This window comes from Pseudomonas taiwanensis DSM 21245, from assembly GCF_000425785.1.
Lineage (GTDB): Bacteria > Pseudomonadota > Gammaproteobacteria > Pseudomonadales > Pseudomonadaceae > Aquipseudomonas > Aquipseudomonas taiwanensis.
In genome coordinates this window covers 94703-114023 of sequence record NZ_AUEC01000021.1, presented here as the reverse complement: position 1 = coordinate 114023, position 19321 = coordinate 94703, and the positions used below count along the sequence as shown (strand labels likewise).

The window sequence follows — 19321 nt, the reverse complement described above, 5'->3', positions numbered from 1 at the left end:
GTTGACCCTGTCTTCCGTGTGGCTGCGGAGCCGCTCGCAAGAGAGGGGCTGGATCTGGAGAGGGATTAGCCTGCTACATGCGAGAACATGAACTTGCCTGGGTAAGGCGCTTTGGCCTTAACGATGTGGCCCGTTGCAGACTCAACGATGAAGAGCAAGTTATTGTTAGGGCCACCAAACGCCAAGTTGGTCACTGTCCGCCCTGGCGTACAGGATGCTATGCGATAGAGTGGTACGGCGTCGCGGTCGAAAACCCAAACACAGCCATTTCCGGCATCACATGCATAGAGATTCCCGCGTTCGTCCAAGGCCAAGCCGTCTGCGCCTGATGCGCCGCCCGCCATGGCGGTGAATATGCCTACTTTGCTGGTCGTGCCGTCTTTCTGAATGGGCATCCTCCAGATTGCATTGCCACGGGTCATGGCCACGAAAAGGTTGTTCTCACTCAGGTCCATCACCAGGCCATTCGGGCTAGGGCAGTTATCTACTAGGCACTCGAGCCGGTGCCTCTCGACATCATAGCGATAGACACGACCTGAAGGGTCATGCATCCCTGTCTGTCCTTGGTCGGTGAAAAACAGATTGCCGGACATATCAAAAAACAGGTCATTGACCCCTTTGAAAGCTTCACTTTTGCGATGCGTTAGGAAGGGCTCAACTTTCCCGTTGATAGGGTCGATCACCAAGATGCCGTACTTATAATCTGCTACAAACAACCTGCCATCTTTGTGGATCTTCAAGCCATTGGGCCATCCATCATATTCGACCACTAAGGACCACTCACCGTCTGGGTTGATCCTGAAAATTCGTCCATAGGGGATGTCGGTCACATACAGATTACCGTCTCGATCAAAAGATGGGCCCTCCAAGAAGGAAGTCACCTTCTTGCCAGGCTTGTTGGCTCGAACCCAATCTGAGTCGCCATTCTTCCAGAACTCCCGCGGCAGACTGGTGAATAGATCCGTTGAGATGGGGGCGGGTGGCGAGTAAAAGCTCATGATGTGTCCGTTTGCCGTCTGGTCTTGGAAAGGTGCAGTTGTACTAGACGAGCTGCAACAGCGAGGCTCGACACCGGCTGAAAGTGGACGGAGTCGAGCTCGCGACGATGAGGTCTAGTTGAAGGTGTACGAGTAGTTCACGAAGAAGCGGGTTTGGTCGACGTCATAACCGCCTTGTGCATCGGGGACGCCGGTCCGGTAGTTCGCGCGGCGCAGCGAGAAATTAAGGTTTTTGGCTGGGCCAGACTGAATGGTGTAATCGAGGCGATAATCACGCTCCCACTCCTTGTAGGTCTTGCCGTTACCGGTAGCGTCCTTGATCGAGTCACCGTGCAGATAAGTCACGGATGCTTTCAATCCGGGGACGCCCAAGCCAGCAAAGTCGTAGGCATACTGCCCAAAGGACGTGTTCTCGCCGGCTCTTACAAATGCGTTGATCATTGAGTCTGTGAACAGGTAGTAGCTGGAACCGCCTTCGCCTTCGGGCCGGCCGCGGCCGTCTCGGACGCTGCCATTGTTGACGGATGCCATGCCGCCGTCGTCACTGACCTGTTGATGACCGAGCAGGAATGAATGAGCACCCAATGCATAGGTGAACATGGCCGACCAAGTGTTGTTGTCGACTTCGCCTGGGTTCTTCGCGTAGCCACTATTATTATTGAACAGGTAGCCGGTTTGGCCGTTGCGACCATCCGACCGGCTATTGAAGAAACGCAAGTCGGTTTTGAGTGATTGGTTAGAGGCAATCGGGTATGTGTGCACCAGTCCCAGGAAGTTCTGCTTGTAGTAATCTTGGAGGTTTGCGTAGTAATACTGCACCAGCAGATTCTTGTTAATCCGCCAGTCCGCGCCGCCATACCAAAATGCGTCCGCACCGCGTGTACCGCCGTTCGCTGCGATACCTGCCCAGTTGCTGGAGGCGCGGCCGATCTCGCGGTCCAGGCGACCGGCGTTGAGGGTCACCGAATCGAATTCGTTCGAGGTGAAAAGGGTGCCGTTGTAAGCGGCAGGCAGCACGCGCCCATCGTTGGACATCAGGACTGGGACTTGCGGTTGCAAACTGTTGCCCACCTTGACTTCTGTTTTGGAGATGCGCATTTTCGCCGCCCCTCGCAGACTGGACCATGCATCAACGGGGGTGCCGTCGGTTGTGACTGGGGAGACGGTGTTCACGGTGCTGGCCGAATGGTTGTCCGTGCCGCCACCCAGCGTTGCTGCTCCGACAGCTTGCAGATCCAAGCCGAACCCAACGGGGCCATTGGTGTAACCGGAAATAAAGTCAAGCCTAAGGCCGGTCACTGTCTGCCTTTGATCGGCATCCTGTTCACGGGCGTTGCTATCAAAGTAAAGGGTACGTGAACTAATGACTGACTTACTGTCTTTGAGAAAGTCAGCATGTGCATTATTCGATAGGAGTACAGATACGCCAAAGCCCATCAGTGCAGTCGACGCTGAAATCGAAAGTTTCATTGATGCTCCTGTTACATTTCTTATAGCCGGCACTATTTGGTTAGCCGCGTATTGTGGCTGAAAGTTGTCAGTGCTCGGTGATACAAGCTACAGCGATCGCTGGAGCTCGATCAAGTGGTGGCGGGGAGATAACTTTATTCGAAGTCTGCGATCTGGGTCAGTTTCTTTTGACGGATCATTTTGTACTCAGTGTGATCGCCATACCATTTGTCCCAGATGGACTGAAGTTCACCACTTTTTTCCATGTCTTGGAGAGCGCCGTCCAGAGCGGCCAGCAGGGAAGTTTCACCCTTCTTGACCCCCAGGCAGTTGGGCTCGAAATGCAGGTTTTGATCAAGGAAATGCATGCCGGAAGTACGCGCGTGGAATCGGATTGCCGCAGGTTCGGACATAGCCAGCCCCTGCACTTTTCCTTGCTCCAGTGCTACAAAAGCCGCAGGCGCATCTTCAAAGCCGACAACTTTTGAGTCGGTGAGTTGTTGTCGAGCATACAATTCTGGAGTTGAACTTTTTACAGAGCTGACTCGCTTGCCTGCCAGATCTGCAAAAGACTTGATTCCACTGCTATCTTTGACGAGGATCTTGATGGGGGTTTGGTAATACGCAGCAGTAAAGTCGATTTGGGTTGCCCGATCCTTAGTGTATCCAAGGGCGGCGGCTACGACATCGGCGCGACCGGCAATCAGCGTTGGGATTCGGGCACTTACTGCGATCCCTTGATGTTCTAAAGTTACTCCGAGATGCTTGGCCAAACTCTTGCACAGATCTACGTCAAGGCCAACAATTTCTCGAGTTTTCGGATCTTGATAGCCCAAGGGCACGCTGTCTGTGAGCGTTGCGCATCGCAGCGTGCCTCGATCTTTAATGTCTTGCAGTGCGTCAGCCATTGCATGACAGGATATCAAGCCAAATGTCAGAGCGATCAAAGGAATCTTTTTCATGAGTGTCTCTCGTTAACAGATAGGGCAGTTTTTATAAAATTTGTATTGCATTCTGTTATTCGCTCCATGCGGCCCGACTCTATATTTTTTAGCGATTAGGAGTGGTCGAGCTCAGTGTCCTTACAGCCTATCGAACGCCTAAAATTGCGGGGGAGTCCGCATTGTCGTCGCATCGATGGAGGCAGCCTATGAGCCATCTGAAATGAAGAAAAGCGAGTTTTTTTCCATTCTATTCATCGTATTTTTTCCGCAGCCTGCCCCTAAGACGCCTTGAGCTTTTTGCGCATTCGAGCCTTATCGAACAGTTGAGAACGAGATTCACTCTGGCTCGCCAGGTCAATTTCTGTCGTTTTACGTAGGGTGGATAGGTATCCCAGGCTCTAGGAAGCTATTCAGGGGCTGATGATACGAGTTCGTCCAGGCCGCTCAGCGGCGGTGCAGCAGGATTTCCCCAGTCCGGCTGAGCTGGCAGTCGGGAGGAGGGGGCGGTCAAGCGTTGCTTAATTTTTCATAACGCGGTTATGATTGGTCCTATTGATGCATTCCATGCTCCATGAAAATCCAAGCGTCGGCCTTCGTTATCGTTAGTGACCGCAGGGAAGCTCCTCTTCTCATTTTAGGGATAGCCTAATCAAGCTCCGATGCGAACAAGCTCTTTGGCTGCAGCCATGCGTCGAGGCGTGACCTGAGCCCAGCTTGGGGCTGGCGTGAATCTGCGGTTGTCAAGCAGCATTGCTGCGATAGGAATATGATTTGCAATCTACCAGTATCAGCTCGTGGCCCACACCGATCCGTGCACTGCGCCACCGTGAGTTCCGGTTCTATTTCTTTGGGCAGGCGTTTTCGCACCTAGGCAAATGGATCCAGCAGGTGGGCCTTTCGTGGTTGGTTTATCACCTGACGTCTTCTGCGACGTTGCTTGGTATCGCTACGTTCTGTTCGTTGGCGCCCCAGCTTATAGTCGGTCCAGCCGCTGGTGCTTGGGCCGATAAGGTCAACAAGCGTTCTCTTTTGATTGTGGTGCTGGCATTACTAGCGATTCAAGCGTTGACCCTGGCAGTGCTCACAGCGCTAGAGCTGGTTACGCCTATCGTGATCATATTGATGTCGCTGTTGCTCGGTGTGCTCAACGCTATTGAGAACCCATTAAGGCAGGCCATGATCTCGGGCTTTATCGGTCATAAGGATGACATCCCTAATGGTCTAGCTTTGAATGCCATGTTATTCAACGCCTCGCGTTTCATCGGTCCCCCTTTTGCTGGGTTGCTTGTAGCCTTGACTGGAGAGGCGGCATGCTTCGCGTTGAACTCATTGGCATTCATTGCGCCGCTGATCGCCATAGTGCTGATTCCAGGTCGGCCACAGCCGGCTGTGCAGTCCTCGCTGCTGAACGCTTTCAAGGAAGGGCTAAGTTACTCGTTTTCAACGCCGATTATTCGAGTGCTAATGCTCTCGGTTGTTGTAATTAATGTTACGGCAGCCAGTTATGCAGTGCTTTTGCCTATTGTCACCAAAGACATGCTGGATGGTGATTCGAAAACGCTAGGCGGGCTGTGGGGGGCAGCGGGTTTTGGCGCATTGGCAGCTACGATTCTCTTGTCAGCCCTGAGTAATACTACCCACTTGAAACGTATCATTGCGGCGGCATTGATCGTCAGCTGCGGTGGCATGTTACTGCTTAGTAGCTTTTCTGAATTTAACCTCAGCCTTTTAGCATTATGCATGATGGGATTTGGCATCAGTTGCACGAATGTGAGTTCCAATATTTTATTGCAGACTTATTCGCCCGATCACATGCGGGGGCGTGTCGTTTCATTGTATATATCGTTACGCTCAGGGTTCGAGGCTGTTGGTGGGTTAGTGGCTGGTTGGTTGGCCAGCTACTACGGTGCGAAGGTTACTTTCGGCGTTGAAGGATCAATACTTGCCATATTGGCGATCGGGCTTTATTTCCAGTTCGCTCGAGCCAAGCAGTCGTCTATGAGCGAGTCATGATGACGGGTTGTGGCTGAGTTACGTACGAGCCGAAGTCACAAGTTTTTTTGGCGATGGCCAAAAGATCCTGCATAAAGAGATCATTGGCATCATTACGATGCAGTGCTCGGTATTTGATGCGTGGTAGAAGTGGTTGGACATCGAGGCGAACGAGCGTTCCGCTGTCCAAAAGTGCGCCTAGGTAATGTAGCGGCAGGTAGGAGACGCCTAGGCCAGATACCGCCAGACCGATCTGTGCTAACAGGTTGCTACAGATGATTGGTTTGTTAATGTGAAGGCCAAGCTGTTTGAACCATTGTCCATACGCCACTCCCATGCCAGAAGTAGTGCCTTGGACAATCAAGGGCAAATCGGCCAGTTCTTCAAGGGATTGGATCTGCTTGTCCCCAATCAGGGTAGGTGAGCCCATCCAGGCATTTTCGACGTCGCTTAGAAGTTCAGATTCAAATCGGTTGTCAGGGAAAATGTCGGGAATAATGATGAGATCAATTGTATTGCTACTTAAGCGTTCAAGAAGATTCGGGCTGAGATCGACCTCGGGGATGATTTCAACTTGAGGGTATCGCTCACGCAGGGCGCTTACCATGATCGGCAGCCAGGTCAAGGCGGTGAGCTCGGTAACACCAAGACGCAATTTGCGTTTGAGCGTTTCGGGCCGCTCTAGCTGCTGAACGATGGCGTCTCGCTGGCCGAGCAGCTTGGTGGTGAGTTCCACCACCTCTTCGCCGAGCGGAGTGAGCTGGGAGCTGCGGCGAGTTCGATCGAGGAGGGCTTGGCCATACCGGGCCTCGAGGTCTTGAATACGCTTGGATATGGCGGATTGGGTTGTATTCAGGTAATCGGCCGCGGCTTCAAAGCTACCTAGGCGGGCTACCCAGTAGAGCGCTTCGATCTGCTTGAGAGTAATCATAGTGAAAAACCTTTCATCGTATTTTGCGATTTTATTCTAGGTGAAAAATTCGCTTTTTGTCCAACTCGACGGACCTTAAGCTCCAGTGACTCGCACACAAAAAGGTCGAAGGTCATGTATCCGCTGTCTGAACGTCTAAACCGTTTTTCTCCATCTGCAAGCGTCAGTGCTAAAGCCCGCGTGACTGAGCTTGAAGCTCAGGGCAAAAGAATCCTTGACTTCTGCGTCGGTGAACCGGATTTCGTGACGGCAAGCAATATCAGCGAAGCTGCGTTTGCGGCGGCCTTGCGCGGCGAAACTCGCTATACACCGACCACTGGTACTCGGCCGATGAAGCTGGCAGTCATCAATAAGTTCAAGTCCGAGAATGGACTTGACTTCGATCCGGCAGAGATCGTTGTTGGGTCGGGAGCGAAGCAACTGATCTTCACAGCCTTCACCTGCACCGTGGACGACGGTGACGAAGTTATTGTTCCAGCACCTTACTGGGTGTCGTACCCGGACATCGTTAAGCTCAACGGCGGTGTGCCGGTGGTAGTCGAATGCCCGGATACCCAGGGGTTCAAGCTCACCGCGGAGCAGCTCGAGGCGGCGATTACCCCGCGTACTAAATGGCTGGTGCTGAACACGCCAAATAACCCAAGTGGCGCTGTCTACAGCGAGGCAGAAATCAAAGCGCTCGGCGAGGTACTGGTACGTCATAACCACGTCTGGCTGTTGACTGATGAGATCTATGAGCACTTCAACTACGGTGGTGTTTCCCAAGTAGCGATCACTAACCTGTATCCGGAACTTCGTGATCGCACGCTGATCATCAATGGTGTCTCTAAGGCTTATGCCATGACTGGCTGGCGTATCGGCTACGCCGGCGGCCCGCAGAGCTTGACCAAGGCAATGGACAAGTTCATGTCGCAAAGCATCGGCGGCGCGTGCTCTATCAGCCAGGCTGCAGCCATCGAGGCGCTGACCAATTCCAAGCCTTTCGTCGACGAGGCCGCTCGAGTGTTCGGTGCTCGCCGCGACCTGGTCGTCAAAATGCTCAACGAAGTTCCAGGTCTAACCTGCACCCAGGTAGAGGGTGCCTTCTACGCCTACCCGAACTGCGGTGGACTGATCGGCAAACGAACCCCGTCGGGCGAGATCCTGGAGACTGATACTGATGTTCGTAACTACCTACTCGAGGAGGCCAATGTCGCAGTCCTAGACGGCGGAGCATACGGGCTTTCTCCGTATCTGCGACTGTCGTTCGCTACTTCGACTGAGATCATTGAGGAAGGCTGTAAGCAGATCAAGGAAGCATGCAGCAAGCTGGTGTGAGATTTCCGCTGGCCAGAATAATTAAATAAAACAAAATGGCTTTGACCTGCCGTAACTTTTGAGTGGTATCGCATGAAAAGTATAATTTTTATCGCTCTTGGCCTCATCGCATCGAGTGTTGTACACGCCGATGCTTTGAGTGACATCAAGGCACGTGGATCGATTCGCTGTGCAACACTCACCGACAGCGTGCCCTTGGGTTACCAGGATCCGACCAGTCGTCAGCTGGTTGGTTTGGATGTTGATGTCTGCAAAGGCGTTGCAAAGCATCTTGGCGTGAAAGCTGATATTCAAGGAGTAGCCGTCAGCGCACGGATTCCCAGCCTCATGACCGGTCGAGTTGACTTGGTCGCTGCAGCGTTGGGTTATACCGAGGCCCGTGCTTCGCAGATCGACTTCAGCTCGGCTTATTATCAAATTCCCGTAAAGATTCTGGTCAGAAAAGACTCCAACGTCAGCGAGTTCTCTGACTTAAATGGCAAACGAATCAGCGCTATAAAGAGCTCTACGCCTGAACTGTACGCGCGACAGCAGATTCCAGGTGCCAAGGTAATCGGCTTCGAGGATGCGCCGGGAGCATTCATGGCGTTGGAGCAGAACAAGGTTCAAGGGATGGCAATGACTGAGCCGGCAGCCATTCGATTCCATACTCGAACTGAAAGTATGCACTTCCTGGCTCAAAGCCTTCATTTTGAACCGAGCTGCATCGGTATCAAGAAGGGGGAAACCTCTCTGACGGCGGCGGTAGATGGGGCGCTAAAGGCCATGGAGGATTCAGGAGAGCTGCAGGCCATGTGGGACCACTGGTACGGTCCAGAAACGGAATACAAGCTGGCCAGAGAGAAGAAGCTCACGGCTGTTACCGAGTTTCGTTAATTGACAGTTGCGGCTTTTGGAGGCGCATAAATGGCAATCTTCTCTGGATTTAGCTCCCTTTTGACGGGAAGCTATCTCGACTTGTTCTTACAAGGTATAGCCCTGACGGCCCAGCTTTTTGTGGTCTCGCTCATCGCTGCCTTATTGCTGGGTTGCATCTTGATGATGATCCGGCTCACCCCAGGGCGCATCGGTGATTCACTGGTTACGGTGTATGTTGAATACCATCGCAACGTGCCCAGCCTGGTTCAGCTGTTCGTATGGTACTTTGGGGTGCCGCAGCTTTTGCCGCAATCTACCCAGGACTGGATTAACGTGCACGGCGGTGAGGTGTTCTTTGCCATCGTGTCGCTCACCCTCAACGCGGCTGCTTACATCTCCGAGGATCTCAGAAGTGGCTTCCGCTCGCTGCCTACCGGGCAAACGGAAGCTGCGCGTGCGCTGGGCATCAACTACTTCCAGACACTGCGCAAGATCCTGATCCCTCAAGCGATCCGGGCGGCAGCTCCTGCACTGGTTAACCAGACTTTAGGCCTGTTCAAGACTACCGCGCTGGCGATGGCGATCGGTACTGCGGAAGTCATGTATATGACGCGGCAGATTGAGGGCGAGACCTACATGACGTTCCAGACCTATGCGGTAGCCAGCATCATTTACCTGATTGGCTCTTGGACCATCATGGCATTGGGTGGCATCTGGCAGCGCCGTATTCAAATTCAAGGGTCGAGGTGAGAAATGATCGACATCATTAATGAATATGGCGTGATGCTGATGGTCGGCCAGTTTCCCAACGGCCCGCTCGGCGGTTTGGCGCTTACCATTGTTCTTGCTGTTACCAGTTTGCTCGTGTCGTTCCCGTTGGCGATCTGCATCGGCCTTGCACGAACCTCGAAGATCAAGGCGATTTATCAAGTTGCCGCAGCCTACACCTACGTGGTTCGGGCCGTTCCATTGGTGCTTCTGGTGTTCTGGGCCTACTTTGTCGTCCCCTTGGTAACTGGCTACAACATCTCTGGTTTCGTCACCATGGTGGTAGCGCTTGTTCTTTACGAGGGCGCATACCTCGGAGAGGTGATCCGTGCTGGGATCGATTCGGTGAACAAAGGGCAGACCGAGGCTGCGCGCGCCTTGGGAATGACCTATTGGCAATGCATGCGAAAGATCATTCTGCCGCAGGCGCTCTTCAACATGATACCGAGCATCCTCAACCAGTTTGTTCTGATCACCAAAAATACCTCACTGGCCTACCTCATTGGTACTCAGGAGGTTACGTTCGCGGCTTATCAGATCAACAACCAACTGCTCACCAAACCGTTCCAGGTCTACATCCTGCTAGCTCTATGCTACTTCGTCCTCTGCTTCTCGCTGAGCCGCATGGTCAAGTGGCTTGAAGGCTATATCGGCCGTAAGCGTTCGGGCGTAGGTCGCCAGTCCCAAAACAATATTGATACGCCAGTGCACCTGGAGGCCTCGAAATGATCGAATTTAAAAATGTAAACAAGTGGTACGGCGATTATCACGCGCTCAACAACATCACCGAAACCGTCGAGAAAGGGGAGGTTGTGGTGGTCTGCGGTCCTTCGGGGTCTGGCAAGTCGACGTTAATTCGTACAGTCAATCGCCTGGAAGAGATTCAGGACGGGAGCATCGTAGTCTGCGGCTCTGAAGTGCATGCTCACAAAACGCAGTTGAACGCCATTCGTAGCCGCATTGGTTTCGTCTTCCAGTCGTTCAACTTATTCCCGCACATGAGCGTGCTCGATAACGTCATGATCGGCCCGCTGACGGTTCTCAAAGCCGATCGCAAAGAGATCAAGGACAAAGCCCTGGCGTTGCTGGCCAAGGTGGGTCTTGCGCACAAGGCCGACGCCATGCCTCCCCAGCTCTCGGGCGGTCAGCAGCAGCGCGTCGCGATTGCCCGAGCATTGGCGATGGATCCGCCGGTCATGCTTTTTGATGAGCCGACCAGCGCGCTTGACCCCGAGATGGTAGGGGAGGTGCTGCAGGTCATGAAGGACTTGGCATCGGAAGGTATGACCATGATTTGCGTCACCCACGAGATGGGCTTCGCCCGCGAAGTGGCGGATCGTATCTGGTTTATGGATGCCGGCACAGTGTTGGAGCGGGGGACCCCGGAGGACTTCTTCACCGCGCCGAAGCATCCGCGAGCGGCGAAGTTCATTTCGGACATCCGGGCCCACTGATGAACACTGCAGCTCGCTCGCCACACATCGCTGTTCGGGAGGAATGGTTGGCATTGCATCAGGAGGAGGCTCTTGATGCAGACCTGCCGATCGTTGATGCTCATCACCACCTTTGGGATCGGCCGAGCGGTCGTTACCTATTTGACGAACTCCGAGCGGATACATCCGGTAAGCACAACATCATTGCGTCGGTTTACGTTCAGTGTCGTTCGATGTTCCAGGAAGGGCGAGTGGACGCATTCAAGACTGTGGGAGAAGTTGAGTTCGCCAACTGCATTGCGGCCCTCTCTGCTAGCGGACTGTACGGTGATGCCAGGCTCTGCGCAGGCATCGTGGCCGGAGCCGACTTGAGCCTGGGGGACGCGGTGCGGCGGGTGTTGGCTGAAATGCAGGAGCGAGCCGGCCCCCGGCTTTGCGGCGTGAGGAACACGACGGCATGGCACAGGGATTCTGAAATTGTCTCGAACCCCAACCCCCCACCCGCTGGGTTGTTGAGCAGTTCAAAGTTTCGGCAAGGCGTTCGCGCGTTGAAGGACTATGGCCTCGTGCTCGATGTATGGGCGTACCACACCCAGTTGGCAGAAGTTCTGGATCTCGCGCTAGCAAATCCAGAGGTGGTGATTGTACTGGATCATGTCGGGGGGCCACTGGGCGTTCGCGAGTACGCTAACAACCGAGGGCTGGTTTTCAACGAGTGGCGGGCAAGTCTAGCCAGACTTGCAGAGCTTCCGAATGTCCGAGTCAAATTGGGCGGCCTGGGCATGAGTATCGGTGGCTTCGATTACCATCTCAGACAAAAACCGCCTTCGTCTGAAACTTTGGCTATGGATTGGGCGCCATACATCCTTACCGTGATCGAGCTGTTTGGTGTTGAGCGCTGTATGTTTGAAAGCAATTTTCCTGTTGATAAGGGAATGTTCTCGTACAGTGTCTTGTGGAATAGCTTTAAACGACTTGTTTCCGATTTTAATTCTGATGAGCGTACGTTGCTCTTCAGTAATAATGCGATAGATACTTACAAGCTCAGCTTTTAATCGTTTCCTAAACCGCAACAACAGTTCTAAGGCAGACTGGCCGAGGAGATAATATGTCGACTGGATTTCGTGTTCTTAAAAGAAAACAAGTTGCTTCGGATGAACTGGTAGCTGCCTTCCGTGAAGTACCGGTTGCCAACATCAGTGATTCCATCAATCGTATGTTTGCAGGTGGTGCCGACCTTCGACCGTTGCATGACGGTACAGTGCTGGCCGGTCCTGCTTTGACGGTAAAGTGTCGTCCAGGTGACAACCTGATGCTGCACTACGCGCTCGATATCGCACAGCCAGGCGATGTGATCGTTGTCGATGCTGGTGGGGATCTGACCAACGCCTTGACCGGCGAGTTGATGATTACTTATGCGATCAAGAAAAAAGTCGCTGGTTTTGTCATCAACGGTGCCGTTCGAGATTCTGCAGCGATCCGTAAAGGCAGCTTCCCGGTCTTTGCTGCTGGTGTGACCCACCGCGGCCCATATAAAGACGGCCCTGGCGAGATCAACGTACCGATTGCGATCAACGGTATGGTCATCGAACCAGGCGACCTCATCGTGGGCGATGATGACGGTTTCGTAGCAATATCTCTGGCTGAGGCTGCCGGCATCCTGAAAAAGGCCAGCGCAAAACATGCGGCTGAGACCAAGCAGCTGGACGACATCGCCAATGGTACTAACAGCCGTGATTGGGTCGTTAACTCCTTGCGATCCAAGGGTTGTTTCTTTGAGGAATAATGCACTTTTGATCTGACGGACTTTCCTCAGCGCCTTCGGGCGCTTTTTTTCGTGATTACTAAGTGTGCAGTCGTTGAAAGGAGGGGGGAGCACTCAGCAGTATTGAATCGCCCCAAGTTTCCTATACACTCTCCAAGCTCAGAAAATAGCGTTTCTCATACTCTACTGGAGATAGCTGCATATCACTGCTTTGTCGACGTTTTGGGTTATAGAACATCTCGATGTAATCGAAAATATCACTTCGGGCTTCGTCACGCGTTCCGTAGATTTTTCGCCGGATCCGCTCCCGCTTCAAAAGCTGGAAAAAGCTCTCGGCCACGGCGTTGTCATGGCAGTTTCCCCGTCTGCTCATGCTGCTGATCACATTGTTGGCCTTAAGGAAGCTTTGCCATTCTGAGCTACTGAACTGACTGCCTTGGACGCCCTTCTAAGTGTCAAGTGGATACTGCGCTTTGGTTGATGATGCTATTTCGCCTCTGGATGATGCCGTAGACCTCCCGTGCGATGTAGCGCTTTAGGCAGCGGATAGCTTCCAGCTTCGAATGTCCCTCTGCGAGACGTCGACTGACATAAGCCTGGGTTCACCGAGCACGAACTTAACCGCTCCAACCGGACACCTGGACAAGACAGTAAAGTGACGTGGCGTCAGGCCCTTCTTGGGTCACACGTATCGGCAAGGCGGTCACCTTGACGTGCAGTGTTCCCGGATGGTCGACAGGTCCAGGGAAAGACACAAGGGTCGATCGGAGTGTGGGTCAGGCCACCCGGGACACTCCACGACCAGATCATCCATCATCGGTCTATCGCTGTGTGAGTCAGACCATATGGAAACACTGGCCAGTACATTCTTACTGTCTGAGTGAATCATCACTTGCTGCTGTGGCTTGCGTCGCCAATCGGTCGAGTGCTCTTTGATGAAGGCGTACTTCAGCCGCACTCCTTGGAAAGTACGCGGCGGCCTACTTTAAGATGTCTCGCTCTGCCGACACAGCGGGCCAGTGAGATCGGGCAACTGTTGCCGCATATGTGGGTACCGGCCTGACTTACGCAAGGTGAGTTGCGCGGACGCTTACATTGATTCGGGGATGATGATTGGTGTTGCTGGTCTGTTGGGCAGTTCTCCTTGCATGGGGGCAAGGGGGCGAGTGCTACGGTCACTCAGAGCACGCTCTCGCAGATTTTGCGTATTTTCGCCAAAGCCATTCAGTCCGACATTGGCGTACAATCGGTCCATGAACTCACCGGCGTGTGCTCATGGATCTGCTCTGTCTCGAGGGTGAAGTGAATCTTCTCAACAACGGCCAAGAAGCAATGAAGCTGCCGCAACTCCATGCCCAGAAGGCTAGCTAGGCTGCATTGAAAGCAAGCCAGCCGCAGGCCGCCGTTAACACCAAGACGATAGATGGTGGGAATGCGTGAGCATATTCACGATGGCGCAGCACGGTAGCAATTGCACCTGCCATCACAGCAGCGCCGATAATCGCGCCAGAAATCCTAGTGGTGGGGAAAATCAGCAAGAGTGCTGTGAGCAATTCGCTCGCGGCGGTGACATAGTGGAACCAACCGGGGTACCCCCATCGGGCGTACTCATCCTGCACCTTTTTGGGTGCAATTCCATTGATGACGCCTCCGACGAGGAAGAAGGCGACGAGCACCCAAGTCAGGATGCTTGCAATATTGAATGTCATGAGGGCTTTCCTTTGTTGTGGTGATTGCTTCGCTGATTCGCCATTGCGCGACGTCGAAGCGGGTTCAAGTGATCTCGCCGCATCTATAGGCAGCCTGAGCAGTTGTGCAAGTGATCATCAACAATGTTTTCCGCAAGATTTCATCGGTGATTGCCGGCCAAGCTGACTCTTAGGCTTTCGACTTTGCAGGTGCAGTGTTGATGCCTACAGCCCGGCATCGTCTGTCCTAAGGTCGCGCAACTGTTCGTTTAAAGCTACTTCCGACAGGCGAATTTCGATCTCTGGCTCTTCCGCCCGACATTCGGCAAGAAATGCCGAAATATGTTGATTCAACTCTCTTTCTGAAGCAGTGATGCGGACACGCCCTTGTAATCCTGCGGCGAGTGCTCTCGCATTCTTGCGAGCTTGCTCAAGTACTGTGAACAGTCGATAGATGTCCTGTCGGAAAACCGCTCCTGCCGCAGTCAGTCGAGTTCCCCTGCGGTCTCGATCAAAAAGCACGACGCCTAGACTATCCTCAAGTTCTTTGATTGTTCGTGACAGCGGTGGCTGCTCGATATGCGGACGGTCAGCGGCACGGCTGAAATGCAATTCCTCGGCCAGAACAATAAAGCAGCGGAGGTGACGTAATTCCATCCTTTTCCCTCGACTCACTCCAATAACTCTCACCACGCACGGAGCATGTGCAGCGTACCCGATTTTCAGTTTGAAGGCGCTGTGCCGGCGTGGCGTGGGTACGAGCCCAACGGCACAGACCATGCCCCCTCTTATTGCCTACCGGCGATCTTCGTGTTGGGGACATAGTCCCCCCATCCGCCGGCCATTGCTTTGTACAGAGCTACGGTGGCCAGGGTGCTGCGCGCACGACTCTGAATGTAGGCGTCTTGTGCAAGGAGCCGCGCATTCTCGGCATCCAATAGCTCAAGTACGTCGATCGAGCCCTGATCGAAGCGCAGCCTTGCCACGTCAGCTGCGCGAACACCTGCTTCAGCCGCCTGCTGCAGGTGACTGCTCTCCTGCTCAGTACGATTGACTCCCACCAGCGCGTTCTCAGTCTCCTCAATCGCAGTGAGCACGGTGCGCTCGTAGGTTGCAAGATCCGCGGCGGTCGCAGCATTGGCAGCAGCGATCCGGGCGCGTACACGGCCGACGTTTAGGAAAGATCCATCGACGCCCAAGGACAGCAAACGAGTCTCGCTGTCTCGCTCAAACAACGAGCCCGCCCTGAATGCCTGGGCATGTCCGTTCACAGCCTCTACGCCTGGATCAAGGATGTGCAGCGACCTTGCTATCGACGCCATGTTGATGGCCGTTTGGCGACGGCGCCTTGCCAACGACAATAAGCCAGCACTAGCGAGTATTCGCTTTCACAGGTCGCGGGACTGCCTGTGAAACTCGAACAGGAGATCTCCATGACGTTCAATAAAGGCCGACGCGTTGCAGTTGCTGGAGCGCATGACCCACTGTGTTGGCGCGTGGCAGAACTACTGCTACGCCGCGCTCCCTTGGTGAAATGCAAGCGGATCACCTTTGGCACCACAAAAAGTGGCCGTAGGCCGTATTGGAGTGTAGCTTTGCTCTCGAATGTGAGAGTGGCCCAAAAGGTATCGGAGTAGGTTTCCGTCCCCACGGGTTGCTGTGAGTACGGACAGCATAGTGAACACTTAGCCGTCATTGCTCTGGCATTTATTTCTTCTGGAAGAGCAGTGGGCAGACTGTCGTGATATCAAAGTGGAGGGGGCAGATGGTCGATTGGAAACAATAAAGTAGCGTGAGGTTGTTTTATCGGATGGCAAAGGCAATGAAGTGTAGCTTTATTCCTCATTGCTCCGCCAACACTGTTCTTGGACGGGTAGATCAACTCCGCGCGGGCAATGCTCGCTTTCTCGAAATCAAATATCCAAGCGCTATGACCAGGACAGCACCGACGGCAGCTGAAGCATAGTGCATGGTGGAGGGTGTGATCGGCATTGTAGCCAGATGTTTTGCCACTAGCGCATCAGCGGCGATCATGCCGCCTGCGATCCAGCCAAGCAACGCGGCCCCGAGTGCGATGACCTGTGGGAATCTATCCATCAAGGCGAGAACAAAGCGACTGCCCCATACGATGATTGGAATACTGATCAGCACACCCAAGGATACGAGAAGGAGGTCGCCGCCGGCTGCGCCAGCAAGCGCCAGTACGTTATCCAAGGACATGACCGCATCTGCAATGATGATCGTTTTGACCGCGGAAATCAGTTTAGTCCCGCCGGCAATTTCACCGGTATCTTCCTGCTCAGCCTGAAACAGCTTTATTCCGATCCAGAGCAACATGAGTCCGCCAACAATTTTGAGTGCGGGCAGAGCAAGAATTTGAATGGCAAAAAATAGTAGAGCGATTCGAAGCAGTATCGCGCCTGCAACGCCGGCGGTGATAGCTCTTTTCCTGAGATCAGCCGGTAAGTTTCTACAAGCCAGAGCGATCACAACAGCGTTGTCGCCTCCCAGCAGAATGTCGATTGCCACAATCTGGGCGAGTGCCGCCCATGAGAATGAGTTGAATATTTCCAGCATTGAGGTCGCCCAAAAGGTAGCCGCTGGGACAGTTAAGCTCCAGCGGCTGCAGGTAATCCGGCTAATTTATAACCGGCACGGAGGGGAGGCCCATTGAAGAGCCTCTGGTGTGAGGTTTTAAAACGTCCTAGATTGGTGCTGTTACTCCTGGGGTTTCCAACCGCACACGTAGGCGGTAAGCAACGTCCAGATTCCGAAGGTGCCTGAAACAGTGAAAAGCCATGGGTTAAGGGCATCTGCCCAGTATTTAATCAGGGCTCCACTTTGCATGAAAAGACCCACGGACTGCAGTGTTACGAGCAGAAAACCGAGACCGAGCATTAAGACTAGAAGCCCAACGTAGCCGTTGATCATGATTTTCTGAGCAATGCTTTGCTCAGTTTCAGGGCTGGCCACTTTTGCGTTGGGCTCTGAGTGAGCTGAGGCCGCGGTTTTCCGAGGTACAGTCATAGATTCGCTCATTATTCGCTCCAAATCTTGAGAAATTTTACGCCGGTACCGGAAGCCAGCCCATACCAACGCCGACACCAATGAAGATGAAAGGCACCACGTAGTAAACAATCAGCGGGATGAAAGTCCTCGCTGGTGGTACCTGGGCGATGCCGGATGCGATGTATATCGAAGCTGAACCTGGCGGGGACGCACCCTCCGTCGAAGCAGCGATTAGTACCAAGGCTGCAGCCAGATAGGGATTCACTCCGGCGTACATCAGCACGCTGAAACCAATACCGCCAATAGTTGCAACCGTTGCTGTGGAGCTCAGTGGGCCAGCTACTAGGATCACCAGCACAACCACGATGAAGCATGCAGTAAGTGGCGAAGCATTCATGCCCTGCAGCAAGTCGGAAAGCTGTTCGCCCAGACCAAGCAGCCCCAGCGAAGCACCACCAGCGAAAGCAAAAACCAGAGTAGTACCGACTTCGCGATAACGAGGTGCTGTAGATGCAATCAGTTGATGCCACCCTTTGAAGGTTTTAGGCAGCTTCCTCCAACCCATGAGCAGAGCGAAGATGCCAAGCATGACAGGCATCCAGATCATCAGTGAGATCGACTTCATGTTGCCGCTACCGAGCGCAGCCGACAGCATCTCGCTGACAGGGCCAAGCGTCAGACAGATCGGAATAGCGATGGCAATGAAGATCAACATGGTCCACCAGCCTTGGCTCAAGGTGTGACGCAGTGGCTGGATGTCATCGTTACCGTCGCGACCAATCTTGTGCTTCCTCACAAACATGAAAACCATGATGAGGCGCCAGAGCAAACACCAAGCGGAGACTGCATACATGGTAAGCAGTAGCTTCTCGACGGTGACAAAAGGGGCGACTGTACCCAGTCCAACCAGTATGAAGAAGGAGCCACTTGGTGGAATCACGTTGCCCAGGCCTGAGTTGCCCGCAACCACAGTTGCTGATACTTCTGCTGGCCATTTCGACTTCTTCATCCAAGGAATGGTGACAGTCCCGATCGTTGCGGCATTAGCAGAGCCAGCATGGGCAACAGAGCCGAAAAGTGCGGCGCCTATCGTCGCTACGTAACCGGCTCCACCGGGAAGCCTTCCCATCATCGAGTTCAGCATGGCGACCTGCAAGTCGATGATACCGGTCTTCGAGAGCAGGAAACCGATGAATGTGAACGCCAGGGCTGAGAAAACGACCTGTTCTTGGAAAGCAGACGACATGCCGCCAACTGCAATACCTAAAAAATCGCCTTTACCAAATAGACAGACAGCTACGAAGCCAATAACCATAGCTTCAGCGATGCCTCGCTTAAGCCATGTACTCCATAAAATGATTACGGCTATGTAAGTGGCTAATGCCCACACTGCAAGACCCATAACGGTATACCTTTGTTATTATCAATGAACCGCTCTTGATGTTTAAACCAAACAACCAAAGCACTCGGATTATCCATTTCAATGGATATAAAACTGGGCTCAGTGCTGCGCGTTATTTAATTTTAGCGCACATAGCAAAGCTCAGTTTTGCTGTTGTCGGCTTGAGAGCAGTCCTTGCAACCCGAGGCACCATGCCGGGTTTCTCGCCAACCGATGAACGGGTCAGCGCGAAGCACAACGTCAGTGCCAGCGCTGAAATGGTGATAGCAGTGCCCGCAGGTCTGCTAATTGTAGAGCCGTCGAGGGCTATCAGCGCACTGCCGATCGTCCCGGCAACGTTTCCTGCCGCGCACGCCCAAGCGATCCCGGTAAGGGACGATAAATTCCGATGAGCGTTGACGGTTGATCTGGTGGGCACGCTTTTGATCAAAAACACACAGCAGCAGGTAACGAACGCAAGGATGCTCTGTGAGGTTCCGGTCGTATCGGCCAGGCTCGTGAAACCACATAGCGATAGCAGGCAGGCTAGGCGCCAGTGGTGCTTAGCACCTGGGGTTGTGGCTTGTTGGGACTCATTATCGGCACGCATAACTCATCACCCCTCGATTATTTTTTTCTATCAGTGGTTTGGGGGAAACCAGGGGGCCCACGGCCCGCTTACCTATATTCATAACCAGATTATGATTTTTGTAAAGGGGCATTGCAAAAAATCATAACGTCATTATGATTTGCCTAGGGCCATCCCCCCCATCTGGCCTCTCAGAGGA

General features: G+C 53.4%; 18 protein-coding genes and 3 pseudogenes. 9 read left to right on the top strand and 12 right to left on the bottom strand.

The genetic code is table 11. The annotated features are described in order from the left end of the window. Window positions 1-65 precede the first annotated feature (65 nt). The 3 genes from H620_RS0110155 to H620_RS0110145 all read right to left on the bottom strand — a co-directional run bounded on the left by H620_RS0110155 (window position 66) and on the right by H620_RS0110145 (window position 3409). Window positions 66-998, bottom strand: coding sequence for an SMP-30/gluconolactonase/LRE family protein (locus H620_RS0110155; protein ID WP_027907284.1), 933 nt, complete (start codon window positions 996-998; stop codon window positions 66-68). A 114-nt stretch (window positions 999-1112) separates the two neighbouring features. Beyond that, window positions 1113-2456, bottom strand: coding sequence for an OprD family outer membrane porin (locus H620_RS0110150; protein ID WP_027907283.1), 1344 nt, complete (start codon window positions 2454-2456; stop codon window positions 1113-1115). A 146-nt stretch (window positions 2457-2602) separates the two neighbouring features. Further along, complete coding sequence (locus H620_RS0110145; protein WP_027907282.1) at window positions 2603-3409, bottom strand: transporter substrate-binding domain-containing protein; 807 nt, start codon at window positions 3407-3409, stop codon at window positions 2603-2605. A 753-nt stretch (window positions 3410-4162) separates the two neighbouring features. On the opposite strand from H620_RS0110145, the gene H620_RS25710 reads away from it, so the two are divergent. Continuing rightward, window positions 4163-5404: an MFS transporter gene (locus H620_RS25710; protein WP_049818761.1), complete on the top strand. Its 1242-nt coding sequence runs from the start codon at window positions 4163-4165 to the stop codon at window positions 5402-5404. On the opposite strand, the gene H620_RS0110135 is transcribed toward H620_RS25710, so the two are convergent. Continuing rightward, the gene (locus H620_RS0110135; protein WP_027907281.1) at window positions 5388-6314 is read right to left on the bottom strand and encodes a LysR family transcriptional regulator; all 927 of its coding nucleotides are present in this window, start codon (window positions 6312-6314) and stop codon (window positions 5388-5390) included. The two genes, H620_RS25710 and H620_RS0110135, sit on opposite strands and share 17 nt — an antisense overlap. Window positions 6315-6428: 114 nt before the next feature. Here H620_RS0110135 and H620_RS0110130 point away from each other — a divergent pair, with 114 nt between their 5' ends. The 7 genes from H620_RS0110130 to H620_RS0110100 all read left to right on the top strand — a co-directional run bounded on the left by H620_RS0110130 (window position 6429) and on the right by H620_RS0110100 (window position 12476). Further along, window positions 6429-7631 carry an aminotransferase class I/II-fold pyridoxal phosphate-dependent enzyme gene (locus H620_RS0110130; protein WP_027907280.1) on the top strand — a complete coding sequence of 401 codons (1203 nt, stop codon included), beginning with the start codon at window positions 6429-6431 and terminating at the stop codon, window positions 7629-7631. A 72-nt stretch (window positions 7632-7703) separates the two neighbouring features. Beyond that, a complete protein-coding gene (locus H620_RS0110125) occupies window positions 7704-8507 on the top strand; it encodes a transporter substrate-binding domain-containing protein (RefSeq protein ID WP_027907279.1) in 804 nt (267 codons plus the stop codon). A gap of 30 nt (window positions 8508-8537) precedes the next feature. Then, window positions 8538-9239: an amino acid ABC transporter permease gene (locus tag H620_RS0110120; RefSeq protein WP_027907278.1), complete on the top strand. Its 702-nt coding sequence runs from the start codon at window positions 8538-8540 to the stop codon at window positions 9237-9239. A gap of 3 nt (window positions 9240-9242) precedes the next feature. Continuing rightward, window positions 9243-9986, top strand: coding sequence for an amino acid ABC transporter permease (locus tag H620_RS25705; RefSeq protein ID WP_049818760.1), 744 nt, complete (start codon window positions 9243-9245; stop codon window positions 9984-9986). Then, entirely contained in the window at window positions 9983-10711 is a 729-nt protein-coding gene (locus H620_RS0110110) for an amino acid ABC transporter ATP-binding protein (RefSeq protein ID WP_027907277.1), read from the top strand. Before H620_RS25705 ends, H620_RS0110110 begins: the two co-directional genes overlap by 4 nt. Then, a complete protein-coding gene (locus H620_RS0110105; protein WP_027907276.1) occupies window positions 10711-11745 on the top strand; it encodes an amidohydrolase family protein in 1035 nt (344 codons plus the stop codon). Before H620_RS0110110 ends, H620_RS0110105 begins: the two co-directional genes overlap by 1 nt. Before the next feature lie 53 nt (window positions 11746-11798). Further along, window positions 11799-12476, top strand: coding sequence for an RraA family protein (locus tag H620_RS0110100; protein WP_027907275.1), 678 nt, complete (start codon window positions 11799-11801; stop codon window positions 12474-12476). Between the two features lie 121 nt (window positions 12477-12597). Here the strand turns inward: H620_RS0110100 and H620_RS0110095 are convergent. The 8 genes and pseudogenes from H620_RS0110095 to H620_RS0110065 form a co-directional block, all read right to left on the bottom strand. Beyond that, window positions 12598-12894: pseudogene (locus H620_RS0110095) on the bottom strand (IS3 family transposase); the annotation flags it as partial. 16 nt (window positions 12895-12910) lie between these two features. Beyond that, window positions 12911-13057, bottom strand: a pseudogene (locus H620_RS27395) (IS110 family transposase); the annotation flags it as partial. A 765-nt stretch (window positions 13058-13822) separates the two neighbouring features. Then, a complete protein-coding gene (locus H620_RS25700) occupies window positions 13823-14164 on the bottom strand; it encodes a DoxX family protein (protein ID WP_049818759.1) in 342 nt (113 codons plus the stop codon). A 216-nt stretch (window positions 14165-14380) separates the two neighbouring features. Then, a pseudogene (locus H620_RS27575) lies at window positions 14381-14800 on the bottom strand (LysR family transcriptional regulator); the annotation flags it as partial. A 131-nt stretch (window positions 14801-14931) separates the two neighbouring features. Further along, window positions 14932-15498, bottom strand: a complete 567-nt coding sequence (locus H620_RS0110080; RefSeq protein WP_483314012.1) for a TolC family protein — start codon at window positions 15496-15498, stop codon at window positions 14932-14934. Window positions 15499-16021: 523 nt separating this feature from the next. Further along, window positions 16022-16720 (bottom strand): TerC family protein, encoded by a 699-nt coding sequence (locus H620_RS0110075; protein ID WP_027907272.1) that lies wholly within the window; start codon window positions 16718-16720, stop codon window positions 16022-16024. A 141-nt stretch (window positions 16721-16861) separates the two neighbouring features. After that, window positions 16862-17182, bottom strand: a complete 321-nt coding sequence (locus H620_RS0110070; protein WP_049818758.1) for a hypothetical protein — start codon at window positions 17180-17182, stop codon at window positions 16862-16864. Window positions 17183-17207: 25 nt separating this feature from the next. Then, the gene (locus tag H620_RS0110065) at window positions 17208-18554 is read right to left on the bottom strand and encodes a TRAP transporter large permease subunit (protein ID WP_027907270.1); all 1347 of its coding nucleotides are present in this window, start codon (window positions 18552-18554) and stop codon (window positions 17208-17210) included. A 38-nt stretch (window positions 18555-18592) separates the two neighbouring features. Here H620_RS0110065 and H620_RS26935 point away from each other — a divergent pair, with 38 nt between their 5' ends. Beyond that, entirely contained in the window at window positions 18593-18946 is a 354-nt protein-coding gene (locus H620_RS26935) for a hypothetical protein (RefSeq protein WP_027907269.1), read from the top strand. Window positions 18947-19321: the final 375 nt, after the last annotated feature.

Bases quoted from the DNA above. Each gene is read 5' to 3' on its own strand.
- H620_RS0110155 (WP_027907284.1), bottom strand. From the start codon at position 998: ATGAGCTTTTACTCGCCACCCGCCCCCATCTCAACGGATCTATTCACC.
- H620_RS0110145 (WP_027907282.1), bottom strand. From the start codon at position 3,409: ATGAAAAAGATTCCTTTGATCGCTCTGACATTTGGCTTGATATCCTGT.
- H620_RS0110135 (WP_027907281.1), bottom strand. From the start codon at position 6,314: ATGATTACTCTCAAGCAGATCGAAGCGCTCTACTGGGTAGCCCGCCTA.
- H620_RS0110130 (WP_027907280.1), top strand. From the start codon at position 6,429: ATGTATCCGCTGTCTGAACGTCTAAACCGTTTTTCTCCATCTGCAAGC.
- H620_RS0110125 (WP_027907279.1), top strand. From the start codon at position 7,704: ATGAAAAGTATAATTTTTATCGCTCTTGGCCTCATCGCATCGAGTGTT.
- H620_RS0110120 (WP_027907278.1), top strand. From the start codon at position 8,538: ATGGCAATCTTCTCTGGATTTAGCTCCCTTTTGACGGGAAGCTATCTC.
- H620_RS25705 (WP_049818760.1), top strand. From the start codon at position 9,243: ATGATCGACATCATTAATGAATATGGCGTGATGCTGATGGTCGGCCAG.
- H620_RS0110110 (WP_027907277.1), top strand. From the start codon at position 9,983: ATGATCGAATTTAAAAATGTAAACAAGTGGTACGGCGATTATCACGCG.
- H620_RS0110105 (WP_027907276.1), top strand. From the start codon at position 10,711: ATGAACACTGCAGCTCGCTCGCCACACATCGCTGTTCGGGAGGAATGG.
- H620_RS0110100 (WP_027907275.1), top strand. From the start codon at position 11,799: ATGTCGACTGGATTTCGTGTTCTTAAAAGAAAACAAGTTGCTTCGGAT.
- H620_RS25700 (WP_049818759.1), bottom strand. From the start codon at position 14,164: ATGACATTCAATATTGCAAGCATCCTGACTTGGGTGCTCGTCGCCTTC.
- H620_RS0110075 (WP_027907272.1), bottom strand. From the start codon at position 16,720: ATGCTGGAAATATTCAACTCATTCTCATGGGCGGCACTCGCCCAGATT.
- H620_RS0110070 (WP_049818758.1), bottom strand. From the start codon at position 17,182: ATGAGCGAATCTATGACTGTACCTCGGAAAACCGCGGCCTCAGCTCAC.
- H620_RS0110065 (WP_027907270.1), bottom strand. From the start codon at position 18,554: ATGGGTCTTGCAGTGTGGGCATTAGCCACTTACATAGCCGTAATCATT.
- H620_RS26935 (WP_027907269.1), top strand. From the start codon at position 18,593: ATGTTTAAACCAAACAACCAAAGCACTCGGATTATCCATTTCAATGGA.